We start from the raw sequence: 12,128 nt of genomic DNA on the forward strand, positions 1-12,128 counted from the left end.
CGCGATCAACCACAGGCAGCCCGCAGCCTCCCCACAGCCCGCGGGAGCGCTTACCGTGCCCATGCCGACCGTCCCCGCTCAAGGAGGTCACCGCATGCGCCCTTCCAGACGAGCCGTCATCACCGCGGCCACGGCGGCAGCCGTTTCAGCCGCCCCCGGCACCGCCGCAGCCCAGTCCCACAGACAACTCCGCACCGGCTTCGAACGACTCGCCCACGATGGCTACACGCTGCTTGACGGCCAAAAGGTCGGCATCGTCACCAACCCCACCGGCATCACACGCGACGTCCGCCACATCGTCGACGTCATGCACGAGGACGACCGCCTCGACCTCACCGCCGTCTTCGGCCCCGAGCACGGCTTCCGCGGCACCGCCCAGGCCGGTGGCTCCGAGGGCCGCTACGACGACCCGGCGACCGGCCTGCCCGTCTACGACACGTACCTCAAGAGCGGCCGGCCGCTCGCCGACATCTTCACCGCGTCCGGCGTGGACACGGTCGTGTTCGACATCCAGGACGTCGGCGCCCGCTTCTACACGTACATCTGGACCCTGTACGACTGCATGGAGGCCGCGCGGCTCGCCGGCAAGCGGTTCGTGGTCCTGGACCGGCCCAACCCGGTGACCGGACGCGCGGCGCTGGGGCCCGTGCTGCACAAGGAGTTCGCCACGTTCGTCGGGCGGCAGCCCGTCTCCCAGGCCCACGGGATGACCGTCGCGGAGCTGGCCCGGCTGTTCAACGAGGAGTTCCTGACCGAGCCGGTACCGCTGGAGACCGTGCCGATGTCGGGCTGGAGGCGCTCGGACTTCTACGACGCCTCCGGGCTGCCCTGGGTGCCGCCGAGCCCGAACATGCCGACGCCGGAGACGGCCCTGGTGTACTCGGGGACGTGTCTGTTCGAGGGCACGAACCTGTCGGAGGGGCGCGGCACGACCCGGCCGTTCGAGCTGCTCGGCGCGGAGGGCATCGACCGGCGCTGGGCCGCCGCCGCGAACGAACTCGCCCTGCCCGGCGTGCGCTTCAGGGAGGCGTACTTCGCGCCCACCTTCTCGAAGTTCCAGGGAAGGACGATCGGCGGTGTGCAGGTCCATGTGCACGACCGGGACGTCTTCGATCCCGTACGGACGGGGATCGCCCTGCTCGTGACGGCCAGGAAGGTGTGGAGCGGGTTCGCCTGGCGCCCCGACAACTGGATCGACAAACTCACCGGCTCCGCGCGCGTGCGCACGATGATCGACGCGGGCGCGGACACCGACGAGGTCGTGGCGGGGTGGCAGGAGGAGCTGGCGGCGTTCCGGAGGCTGCGGCGGAAGTACCTCCTCTACCGCTGAGGGCGGCAGCGCGCGCCAATGCGCCCGTGACGTATGGCCAAGCTCCCCCGTTGGCAGGACGATGCGCCACATCGCGCGCGTCACCCGGGGGAACAGGGGGCCTGTCATGGCGGATCCGGCGATGAGTGTGACTCCCTACTGGGAGCTGACCTTCGACGCGGACGGGGACCCGGCGGGCCGCCGGCGCGACCGGCTGCTCGCCGGGGTGAGCGAACACAAGGTGCGCGACCTGGTCGTCTTCGCGCACGGCTGGAACAACGACCGCTCGGGTGCGACCCGGCTCTACGACCGGTTCCTGGCGCCCGTCCCGCGGCTGGCCCCGGCGGCCCGGATCGGGTACGTCGGGGTGCTGTGGCCGGCGATGCGGTTCTCCGACGAGCCGATCCCGGACTTCCCGCGGGCCGTGGCGGCCGGGGCACCCCGGCGCCCGGTGCTCGACAAGGACACGCGGCACGCGCTGCTGGAGTCCTTCCCGGGCCGGGCGATCCTGGTCGACCAGATCGCCCGGCTGCTGGAGCAGCAGCCGCCGGAGGAGGCCGAACTGGAGGAGTTCGGGCGGCTGGTGCGGCTGCTGGTGGAGGTGGTGGCGCCCGGGCCGCAGGCGCTGTTCGCGGCGGACACGGTGGCGGAGGGCGTGCCGCAGAGCGAGCCGGAGATGTTCGCCGGCTCCTCGGCGGCGGCCTGCGAGGAGTTCGCGCGGGCGCTGGCGGGCCTCGAAGCGCCCGGCGCGCAGCAGGGGTTCGGCCTCCCCAACCCCTGGGAGGGAGCGCACGAGCTGCTGCGGCAGGCGACGTACTACGCGATGAAGCGCCGCGCGGGAACGGTCGGTGAGCGCGGTCTCGGCCGGGTCCTCGGGCAGCTCGCGAAGGCGGCGCCGGGCGTGCGCGTGCACCTCGTCGGGCACAGCTTCGGCGCGCGGCTGGTGTCGTTCGCGCTGCGCGGCCTGGCCGAGGGCGTGCGCACGGTGAAGTCGGTGACGCTGCTCCAAGGGGCGTTCTCGCACTACGCGTTCGCGGCCCGGCTGCCGCACGACGCCCGCGCCGGAGGGGTGCTCCAGGGGCAGCAGAACCGCATTGACGGTCCCCTGGTGTGCTGCCACTCCCGGCACGACTCGGCCCTGGGCACGATGTATCCCCTGGCCTCGCGCATGGCGGGCGACAGCCGGTCGGTCGCGGGCCTCGGTATCGGGCGGGCCCTGGGCGCCAAGTGGGGTGCGATGGGCTACGGCGGGGTGCAGGCGGTGCCGGGCACGCGCGCGTACACCCTCGCCGAGGCCCTGCGGGCGAAGCTGCCCGCCTCGGGGTGCGTGAACGTCGACGCGGCGGTGGTGGTCAGGCGCGGTGGCCCGCCCGCCGGCGCGCACAGCGACATCCTGCACGAGGAGCTGGCCCGGCTGGTGCTGGCGGCGGGCCGCATCCGCTGACCCGCCGCCGGCCCGTTGCGTCACCGGTGCGAGGTGAACTCCACGACCTGCTGGTAGGTCGGCCGGTTCTGCCAGCTGATCTTGCCGTGCTTGATGCCGCCGAGGGTGCGGTGGTTGATGGAGTCGGCGCACCACTGGTCGCCCGCCGAGCACACGTCGTCGCCCGGGTAGACCTGGGCCGCGGTCTTGCCGGCCGCCTCCTTCAGGGTGCTGACGAGGGTGTCACGGCAGGCGCCGAGGTCTCCGCCGCCGCAGTACTCGCGGGCCAGCGGTCCCCGCACCTGCTCGCCGAGCACGGCCCGGATGTCCTTGTCGACGTAGCTCCACCAGCCGTACTGGAAGGAGCTTCCGGCGTGCGACCCGGTCGGGCCGTGGGAGGCGGACGGGGACTCGTCGACGGGGAGGTTGGCGGTCATCGCCTCGAACAGCTCGCTGCCGAGGCCCGGTTCGAACTCGGCCTTGACCAGCAGCGGCCACCAGGCGTCCAGGATGCGGATCGCGTCGGCGTCGGCGTACTTCTTGGAACCGGCCGAGGTCTCCGTGCGCTTGCCGCCCGCGGCGACCCACGCCTGGAGTTTGCCGACGGCGGCCGCGGCGGTGGGATCGGTGACCGGCGAACTGCCCACGACCTTCAGCAGCCTGGGCAGGACGTCCTCCGCCCGCAGGTCGGCCGTGCCCGCGTCGGCCATGGCCTTCACCAGCGCGGCCCTGGTCACCCCGCCCTGCTGGACCAGTTTCTTCACACGGTCCTGAAGGAGGTTGCCGCGGTGCACGGAGCCGTTGCCCCAGGGCGCGGTCGTGTAGTCCTTGGCCTGCTTGTTGTTCCAGGAGATGTAGTAGTCCTGGTCGATGGAGTTGGGGTGGGCGGAGGGCGGGGTGTAGTCGGCCGTGTTGGTCGCCGGGTCCCAGCCCCGCCACTCGTACGCCGGCCGGGCCCACACCGGGAACTCGGCGTCGACGCCGTTCGCGCGCACCGGGTTGTCGCCGCTGTTGTAGTAAGCGGTGTGCTCGGAGTCGACGTAGAACCAGTTGAAGGTGTAGTTGATGTGCTGCACCGCCTTCTGGAACGACTCCGGGCCCTTCACGTAGTCCGGGTCGTTCAGCATCTGGAAGCCGATGATGGAGTCGGCCTCGTGCATGAAGGACGAGCGCAGGGTGGTGTAGGCGACCTTCTTGCCGCCGACCGTCGCGCGGTACTCGACGGGTCCGTACTTCGTGCGCCAGACGCGCATCGTGTAGGAGCCGGCCGCGGTGCCGTCGGCGGTCGTCGGCTTCCAGGCGTTCTTCCGCTCGACCTTCTCCATCGGCGTGCAGGTGCCGCGGTACAGGTAGTGGTAGTCGTCCTTGCACAGCTCGACGGCGTACGTGTCGATGATGTCCTGGCCGGAGGTCGTGGCGCTCCACGAGTAGTCCTGGCCGCGGCCGAGTTCGACGTACATGCTCAGACCCGCGAAGGAGGCGCCGCGGGCGCTGATGCCCGGCCCCTGGAGTTCCTGGAGCAGCAGCAGCTGGGGCGCGAAGTAGCCGGTCTGCGGGCCGAACACGGCGACCGGGTGGCCGCTGGCGGTGTGCTCGCCGCTGACCACGAGGGCGTTGGACATGCCGCGCTTGGCGGACGACAGGGCCGTCCTGGCCGCCTCGCCGGAGGCGTTGATGGCGCTTGAGCCCCTCGCGCTGCCCGTACGGTCGTGGACCAGCGGTTCCTGGGTCACCGAGCCGGCGTCGGGCAGGGCCCGGCCCTGCGGGTCGGCCGGTTTGGTCGCGTACGGGAAGCTGCCGTCGTGCTGGGTGAGGACGGCCTCCGGGTCGTTGCGCTCGCGGAAGGACTCCCAGACATTGGTGCCCTCGGCGACGCCGTACTTCTCCTGGGCGGCCAGGAGCGAGAGGGCGTTGTTGACCTCGCCGCCTCCGCCGGAGCCGAACAGCGCGCCGATGACGGAGGCCAGCGCGACCATGTCGGTGATCTTGAAGTGCTCGATCTTCCCGGCGTTGGTGACCGAGTCCTTGTGCCCGGTCAGGACGTACTCGCCGGGGAAGTACCGGCCGTTGTCGGAGGCGTCGATGTAGGCGTTGATGCCGTCGAGGTAGGCCTTGGCGTCGGCGAGGGCCAGCTTGCCGCGCTCGCCGTTGGTGGCGACGGCGTTGTCGATCTGTGCCTGGAGATCGGCCTCGGAGTACGGGGCGTGCCGCCAGAACTGCTGTTCCAGGCCCTGGTTGGAGGGCGCGCCGCCCGCGAAGGAGGTCAGCTGACCGCGTCCGACGTGCCGGAAGACGTCCATCAGCCACAGCCGGTCCTGGGCGGCCGCATAGCCGGCGCCGAACTCCGTGCCGTACCTGGTGGTACCGGTGATGTGCGGCACACCGGTCTTCTTGTCCCGGACGATCGTCACGTCGCTGCGCCCGGCGGGTTTGACGGTGGAGGCGACCTGATCGGCCGGGACCCCGAAGGACGCGTCGTTGAAGAAGTTGTTGATCTTGTCGTTGGTGAGGCCGGTGTACCCCTTGGCGAGGTCGGCGTAGGGCCCGAGCTGGTCCGCGGCGTGCTCGGGCTGGGTGCCGAAGGCCTGGTTCAGGAGGATCTGGGCGAGGGTGGCGTTGCCGTTCTGACCGGGCGGGAGGATGTCCGAACACTGGTTCCCGCAGTAGTCGTTCGCCACCGCCGCGGCCTGCGCGGTCTTCGTCTCCGAGGCGGCCGCCTGCGACAGCGGCGACAAAAGACCTGCTATCAGGGCGCATACCGATGCGGTCTTCAGGAACCCGGGGATTCCGCGGGGAGTTCTCATTCTGTCGAGAACGGTGCGTGGGTTACGCCGTGACATGTGGGGGGGCTCCTCCCGACGGGGGTGGGCGGGATGTTACCGCCGGTATCCCCGTGTTTGAAGATGAGCAAGCGTCACTTTTTGGAGTCAGCACAACAGGCACACGGACCACGGCAGTCGACTCACGGCCTCGTCGGACGGCTTATGGAGGCCATTTGGAATCGGATGGAGCCGATTCGCTTGTCGATACGTCTATTCGGCGACGTCCTTACGACGACGCCGAAGTGACCGGATTACAGGTGCAGGTGTGACGGAGGTGCAGGACGATGGCCGGTTTCCGGAGTCTGGCGAGACAGGTCCGCGATCCGCGGTGCGATCTGGCACTGCGGCGCTATTCGCTGCGCAAGTGCCTTGAGAGGTTCGCCCCTTACGGGCACAGGGCGACCTGGGACCATCTGTGTTCCCGGGCAGGGTTCGGCCCCGAGGACCGGTCCCCCGATCCAGCGCGGCTCGTGGCCGCACTGGACGAACTGGAGGAGGCGCGGGCGGTCTGGCTGGCCTACGAGGTCGAGTTCGCCGAGCGCCGCAAGAAGGAGAAGCACGACGGACTGCGCCAGCCGGGCAGTGTGGACGACTGGCACCGGCTGACCTGGGGCGGTTTCGGCGTGGCGTGGTGCGACGATCCGGCGGTCCATCCCCGTGAACCGCTGGCCGAGGTGCTGCGCCGGCTGATCGCCGCGCTGGAGCGCGAACCGGGCTCGGCGTGCCCGGTGTGCGGCGGGGAGCAACTCGCCTGGAAGTACGACCTGGACCACGAGCCTTCGGCGGGTCCGGTCTGCACGGACTGCGGAATTCTGGTGCCGCGTCCGGTCCTCACGCCCGAGGCCCTGGCGGACGCCAGGCGGGCGAGGCTGTTGGTGTCGGCTTGACGAGTGCGGGTGCGCGGGGGGTGCGCCGGGGATGCCGCACCCCCACTGTCGTCGCCGGGGCCCGCTGTCAGTGGTGACTGGCACCATCGGGACATGGTGCAGGTGTGCCTGAACGGTCCGCGGACCGCCGCCGACGGTACGGCGGTGCCGCTGACTCCCGAGTCCATGGCCGACTCCGCGGCCGACGCCGTCGCGGCCGGGGCCACGGACATCCATGTCCATCCCAAGACGCCGTGCGGGCGGGACACGTTGTCGCCGCGGGTGCTTGCGGTGACGTTGTCGGCGATCCGGGCGCGGGTGTCGGTGCCGGTGGGTGTGACCACGGGCGCGTGGGCCGAGCCGGACGCTGCCGCCAGGCTGGAGCGGATACGGAGCTGGACCGTCCTGCCCGACCACGCCTCGGTCAACTGGCATGAGCCCGGGGCGGAGGAGGTTGCCGCCCTGCTCCTGGATCTCGGGGTGGGTGTGGAGGCCGGCATCTGGTCCGGGACGGACGGTGCGCAGCGGTTCACTGCCTCGCCGTTGGGGCCGAAGGTGCTGAGGGTGCTGGCCGAGGTGACGGATACCGACCCTTCGAGTGCGGTGGCTTGTGCGCGCGGGCTGTTGTCCGACCTTGGTGCCGCGCATGGGCGTCCTGTCCTGCTGCACGGGGAGGACGGGGGTGCGTGGCCGGTGCTGCGGCTTGCGGGCGAGCTCGGCTTGGCCACACGAGTCGGGGTGGAGGATGTGCTGCGTCTGCCGACTGGACGACTGGCCAGGGCCAATGCGGAGTTGGTCGCGGCGGGGTTGGTGGAGTACGAGGCAGGTCGGCGAGACCCTCGGCGTGATTGCTGAGGCCGGGTGGGTCCGCAGCCCGGCGGAGCGGGGTATCGCCGCGCCCACCCGTGCCGCCCCAAGCGGCACGACTGCCCGCAGCTAGGCGCGCATGCAGCACTAAGCGGACGCCCGGCCCTTGTCGACCATCAGGCGGGAGCCCGTGCGGCGTTCGCCGAAGACGTCGCCCGGGTTGGAGAGGACGCAGGTGTCGAGGGAGAGGCAGCCGCAGCCGATGCAGTCGGTGAGGTGGTCGCGGAGGCGGTTCAGCTGCTTGATGCGTTCGTCCAGCTCCGAGCGCCAGGCTTCCGAGAGACGCGCCCAGTCCTCCCGGGTCGGCGTCCGCTCCTCGGGAAGCTCCGCCAGTGCCTCGCGGATCGTCGCCAGCGGGATGCCGACCCGTTGCGCGGCCCGGATGAAGGCGACCCGGCGCAGCGTGTCACGCGAGTAGCGGCGCTGGTTGCCCGAAGTGCGGCGACTGCTGATCAGGCCCTTGGACTCGTAGAAGTGCAGGGCGGAAACGGCGGCCCCGCTGCGCGCCGCCAGCTGGCCGACCGTGAGCTCGTGGATCTTCTCTGAAATCTGGGGCACCCCTCGAACCCTACCGAGTCCGTTGACAGGGCCCCCCACAGCCGACCATGCTAAGCAGTCGCTTAGAGACACGAGCGCACGCAGACTTCCTGACGCGAGAGGCCGGGACATGGCACAGCCGAGGATCTTCACATCCGTCGACGACCTGAAGTCGGCGGTGGGCGAGCAACTGGGGCACACCGACTGGCTCGACATCGACCAGAAGCGGATCGACCTCTTCGCGGAGGCCACCGGCGACCACCAGTGGATCCACGTCGACCCGGAGAAGGCCGCGGCGGGACCCTTCGGCACCACCATCGCCCACGGCTATCTCACGCTGTCGCTGCTCCCCCTCTTCGGACCGCAGCTGATCTCCGTCGAGGGCGTGAAGATGGGCGTCAACTACGGGACGAACAAGGTCCGTTTCCCCTCCCCCGTCCCCGTCGGCTCCCGGCTGCGCGCCACAGCGACCATCAGCGCCGTCGACGACGTGCCCGGCGGCGTCCAGGTGACCGTCGCCTTCACCGTGGAACGCGAGGGCGGCGACAAGCCGGTGTGCGTCGCCGAGTCCGTCTCCCGCTACTACCGCTGAACCACCTCTGACCCCGGACCCCGGCGGGCTACCGGCGGGCTGCTTCTCCCCCGGCCCCCACCATCCGCAGCACCAGGTCGGCGTACAGCGCGCCGACCTCGTCCGGCGTCCACGGCCCGTCGACACTGAACCAGCGGGCCACGTCGACGCAGAGCGAGAGAACGGCCAGGGTCGTGCCCTTCACGTCCAGCACGTCGAACTCACCGGCCGCCACGCCGTCCTCGATGATCCCCCGCACCTCGGCGTCGCACTGCCGGCGCAGCGCGACGATCTCGGCACGGGCGTCCGGACCGAGCGAGTCCAGCTCGTACTGGACGACCCGGGCGGTGGTGCGTCCGCCGGCGTGCCAGCGGACGAAGGAGCTGACCGCGCCGGACAGGCGCTCGCGGGCGGTGCCCTCCCGCCGGGCCGCCGTCCGCAGGATCTCCAGGGCCTTCTCGTGGCCGATCCTGCTGATGCGGTGCAGCAGCTCTTCCTTGGTCTTGTAGTGGATGTAGAGCGCGGCCGGGCTCATCCCGGCGCGACCCGCGATGTCCCGGGTCGTCGTGGCGTGGTACCCGCGCTCGGCGAAGGCCTCCACCGCGGCGATCAGCAGCCGCCGCGCCGCGTCGGGCGTGACCTCGCCCCACGCCTGCGCCTCGCCGCCGGCCGTCTCCTCCGCCGTACTCATCACTCGCCCCTCTCCACCGACAGGGACAACACCATACCGCCGAAGGTGAGCGGGCGCTTAGTGCGGCAGCTCAGCGCTTCTCGAAAGGGGTGTAGGAGGGCGCCGCCCCCTGTGCCGGCCCCTCCTGCCGGTCCCGGATCACCTTGGCGAGGGTGAAGGAGGAGGTGACCAGGTACAGGACGGCGATGGCGAGGAAGCCCCGCACCCAGGCGTCGGCGCTCAGCTGGTAGATGCCGATGGCGGTGGCCGCCATGGCGACGGCGAAGGAGGCGACGGCCTGGCCGTAGAAGGCGGCCGTGTTCTGCTGCTTGCTGCCCGGTGTGTCACTCATGGGGCCAGCTTCGGCGGACGTGGCCCGCGCCACATCCGCCGAAATACTCAGGGGCGTACTCAGAACGCCGAAACGCCCGTCAGCGCCCGCCCGATGACCAGCTTCTGGATCTGGCTCGTGCCCTCGTAGAGGGTCATCACGCGGGCGTCCCGCAGGAGCTTGCCCGCGGGGTACTCGTCGATGTAGCCGTAGCCGCCGAAGACCTGGAGCGCGTTGCCCGCGGCGCGGACGGCCGCCTCCGAGGCGAACAGCTTGGCCTTGGACGACTCTACGGCGAACGGCCGGTTCCGGTCGATCAGATCGGCGACCCGCCAGGTCAGCAGCCGGGCGGCGTCGACGTCCACGGCGATGTCGCTGATCAGCTCCTGGATCAGCTGGTGGTGGGCGATGGTCTTCCCGAACTGCTCGCGCTCGCCCGCGTACTGCACGGCCGCGTCCAGCGCGGCCTGGGCTATGCCGACACAGCCCGCGGCGACCGACATCCGGCCCTTGGCGAGGGCGGACATGGCGATCGAGAAGCCCTTGCCCTCCTCCCCCAGCAGCGCCGAGGCGGGCACCCGCACGTCCTCCAGCACGAGCTCGGCCGTGGCCTGGCCGCGCAGCCCGAGCTTCCCGTGGATCGTGCGGCGCGTCAGGCCGGGCGTGCCGGTGGGGACCAGGAAGGCGGAGACGCCCTTGTGGCCGGGGGCGTCCGTGGAGCGGGCGAAGAGCAGGACGACGTCGGCCCAGGTGCCGTTGGTGATGAACATCTTGGTGCCGTTGATGACGTAGTCGTCGCCGTCCCGCACCGCCCGCGCCCCGAGGTTGCCCGCGTCCGAGCCCGTGCCCGGCTCGGTCAGGCCGAAGCAGCCGACCGACTCGCCGGAGGTGAGCCCCGGCAGCCACCGCCGCTTCTGCTCCTCGCTCCCCCAGGCGGCGACGGTCTTCGCGACGAGCCCCAGCGAGACGGAGACGATCCCGCGCACGGACGAGTCGCCCCGGCCGAGCTCCTCCGTGACCAGGCAGTACGCGAGGTGGTCGCCGCCCGAGCCGCCGTACTCCTCGTCGATCGTCAGCCCCAGGAAGCCGACCTCGCCGAGCTTCTCGACGATCGCGCGGTCGACTTCCTCGGCGCGGTCCCAGGCGACGGCGTTCGGGGCGATCTCGCGCTCCACGAAGTCCCGGGCGAGCTGCCGTACGGCGGCCTGCTCCTCGCTGAGCTCCAGGTTCACCACAGGTCACTCCACTTGAAAGCCGTACATTTAAATTAGCACTGCTAGTTTCAATCGGCAGCCCTACTATGTGCGCCATGGCCCGACCGCGCAAGCCCTTGCTCAGCACCGACCGGATCGTCGAGACGGCCCGCGCGCTCGTGGACGCGGAGGGCCTCGCGGCCGTCTCCACCCGCCGGCTCGCCGCCGAACTCGGGGTCAGCGGGCCCTCGCTCTACAACCACTTCCGCACCAAGGACGAGATCCTGGAGGCGGTCGCCGACTCGGTGAGCGGCCAGGTGGACCTGACGATGTTCCAGGACGGCCGGGACTGGCGGACCGCGCTGCACGACTGGGCCGTCTCCTACCGGGCCGCGCTGCGCGACCACCCGAACATCGTCCCGGTGCTGGCCCGCGGCCCCGGCCGCCGCCCGGCGGGCCTGCGCCTGGCGGACGCCGTCTACGGCGCGATGGTCGAGGCGGGCTGGCCGTCGGCCCAGGCCACGTCCATCGGCGCCCTGATGCGCTACTTCGTCATGGGCTCCGCGCTCGGCTCCTTCGCCGGGGGCTTCGTGGACGACGCGAGCGCCTACGACCCCGCCGACTACCCCCATCTCCAGCAGGCCCACCTCCTCGCCGAGCAGCAGGAGAAGATCGACGAGCGGGCCTTCGAGACCGGGCTGACGGCCCTGCTGGACGGGCTGGCACGGCAGTACGAGCAGGTGCGGCGGACCGCGTAGCAACGCTGAGTCAGACAGTTCGGCGACGGCCGAAGTGTCCGTGTTCCATGCTGGGGTCATGACGACGAGGGACCCGCAGGCCACGGCCCTGGCACGGCTCGCGGCGCTGTTCGCGGACGAGACCCGGGCCGCATGCCTGCTGGCGCTGCTCGACGGGCGGGCCTGGACCGCGAGCGAGCTGGCGCGGCACGCGGGTGTCGCCGCGTCGACGCTGAGCGAGCACCTCGGCAGGCTCGTCGCGGACGGGCTGCTCGCCGAGGAGCGGCAGGGCAGGCACCGGTACGTCCGGCTGGCCGACACGCGAGTCGCGCAGCTGGTGGAGGACCTGGCTGCACAGGTCGCGCCGGGTAGGGCCGTACGGCCGCGGAACCTGCGGGAGTCGAGCGCCGGTTCGGCGATGGCCCGGGGCCGCACCTGCTACGACCATCTCGCCGGGCGGCTCGGCATCGCGGTCACGGACGCGCTGACGGCGCGCGGGCTGCTGCGACAGGAGACCGGGTTCGCGCTCACCGACGCCGGGCTGGCGTGGTTCGAGTCGGCCGGTATCGGTCTCGACCGGCGTGGCCGGCGCCCCTTGGCCCGGGCCTGTCTCGACTGGACCGAACGCCGGCCTCATCTCGCGGGCGTCGCGGGCGCGGCCCTGTGCCGACACGCCCTGGAGACGGGGTGGTGCGTGCGTATCGGCTCCGGGCGGGCCGTGAAGGTGACGGCGGCCGGTGAACGGGCCCTGTTCGAGCTGCTGGGCGTGGAGGCCGTGGCGCTGCGCTGACCCCGAGGTCTC

At 71.3% G+C, this 12,128-nt stretch carries 12 protein-coding genes; 7 read left to right on the top strand and 5 right to left on the bottom strand.

From position 1 onward, the window contains the following. The first annotated feature begins 94 nt into the window (after positions 1–94). Positions 95–1,330, top strand: a complete 1,236-nt coding sequence (locus ACIBNA_RS29085; protein WP_399168144.1) for an exo-beta-N-acetylmuramidase NamZ domain-containing protein — start codon at positions 95–97, stop codon at positions 1,328–1,330. 106 nt (positions 1,331–1,436) lie between these two features. Further along, the gene (locus ACIBNA_RS29090) at positions 1,437–2,753 is read left to right on the top strand and encodes a serine-threonine protein kinase (RefSeq protein WP_399168145.1); all 1,317 of its coding nucleotides are present in this window, start codon (positions 1,437–1,439) and stop codon (positions 2,751–2,753) included. A gap of 20 nt (positions 2,754–2,773) precedes the next feature. Here ACIBNA_RS29090 and ACIBNA_RS29095 read toward each other — a convergent pair whose 3' ends face one another. After that, the gene (locus tag ACIBNA_RS29095) at positions 2,774–5,572 is read right to left on the bottom strand and encodes a penicillin acylase family protein (protein ID WP_399168146.1); all 2,799 of its coding nucleotides are present in this window, start codon (positions 5,570–5,572) and stop codon (positions 2,774–2,776) included. A 266-nt stretch (positions 5,573–5,838) separates the two neighbouring features. Here ACIBNA_RS29095 and ACIBNA_RS29100 point away from each other — a divergent pair, with 266 nt between their 5' ends. Then, a complete protein-coding gene (locus ACIBNA_RS29100; RefSeq protein ID WP_399168147.1) occupies positions 5,839–6,441 on the top strand; it encodes a hypothetical protein in 603 nt (200 codons plus the stop codon). Between the two features lie 93 nt (positions 6,442–6,534). Beyond that, on the top strand, positions 6,535–7,275 hold the full coding sequence (locus ACIBNA_RS29105) for a 3-keto-5-aminohexanoate cleavage protein (RefSeq protein WP_399168148.1): 741 nt from the start codon (positions 6,535–6,537) through the stop codon (positions 7,273–7,275). A 99-nt stretch (positions 7,276–7,374) separates the two neighbouring features. Here ACIBNA_RS29105 and soxR read toward each other — a convergent pair whose 3' ends face one another. Continuing rightward, on the bottom strand, positions 7,375–7,845 hold the full coding sequence (gene soxR, locus ACIBNA_RS29110) for a redox-sensitive transcriptional activator SoxR (RefSeq protein WP_399168149.1): 471 nt from the start codon (positions 7,843–7,845) through the stop codon (positions 7,375–7,377). 109 nt (positions 7,846–7,954) lie between these two features. On the opposite strand from soxR, the gene ACIBNA_RS29115 reads away from it, so the two are divergent. After that, positions 7,955–8,416, top strand: a complete 462-nt coding sequence (locus tag ACIBNA_RS29115) for a MaoC family dehydratase (RefSeq protein WP_399168150.1) — start codon at positions 7,955–7,957, stop codon at positions 8,414–8,416. Between the two features lie 28 nt (positions 8,417–8,444). Here ACIBNA_RS29115 and ACIBNA_RS29120 read toward each other — a convergent pair whose 3' ends face one another. From ACIBNA_RS29120 to ACIBNA_RS29130, 3 genes are all read right to left on the bottom strand, one after another. Further along, positions 8,445–9,086: a TetR/AcrR family transcriptional regulator gene (locus tag ACIBNA_RS29120; RefSeq protein ID WP_399168151.1), complete on the bottom strand. Its 642-nt coding sequence runs from the start codon at positions 9,084–9,086 to the stop codon at positions 8,445–8,447. Positions 9,087–9,156: 70 nt separating this feature from the next. After that, positions 9,157–9,417, bottom strand: coding sequence for a YiaA/YiaB family inner membrane protein (locus ACIBNA_RS29125; protein ID WP_399168152.1), 261 nt, complete (start codon positions 9,415–9,417; stop codon positions 9,157–9,159). Between the two features lie 59 nt (positions 9,418–9,476). Continuing rightward, complete coding sequence (locus tag ACIBNA_RS29130) at positions 9,477–10,628, bottom strand: acyl-CoA dehydrogenase family protein (RefSeq protein ID WP_399168207.1); 1,152 nt, start codon at positions 10,626–10,628, stop codon at positions 9,477–9,479. A gap of 77 nt (positions 10,629–10,705) precedes the next feature. On the opposite strand from ACIBNA_RS29130, the gene ACIBNA_RS29135 reads away from it, so the two are divergent. Both ACIBNA_RS29135 and ACIBNA_RS29140 read left to right on the top strand, forming a co-directional pair. After that, the gene (locus ACIBNA_RS29135) at positions 10,706–11,347 is read left to right on the top strand and encodes a TetR/AcrR family transcriptional regulator (RefSeq protein ID WP_184982067.1); all 642 of its coding nucleotides are present in this window, start codon (positions 10,706–10,708) and stop codon (positions 11,345–11,347) included. Between the two features lie 58 nt (positions 11,348–11,405). Continuing rightward, complete coding sequence (locus tag ACIBNA_RS29140; RefSeq protein WP_399168153.1) at positions 11,406–12,116, top strand: ArsR/SmtB family transcription factor; 711 nt, start codon at positions 11,406–11,408, stop codon at positions 12,114–12,116. Positions 12,117–12,128: the final 12 nt, after the last annotated feature.

Origin of the sequence: Streptomyces sp. NPDC050164, assembly GCF_044459945.1 — a bacterium.
GTDB classification, from domain to species: domain Bacteria; phylum Actinomycetota; class Actinomycetes; order Streptomycetales; family Streptomycetaceae; genus Streptomyces; species Streptomyces coeruleorubidus_A.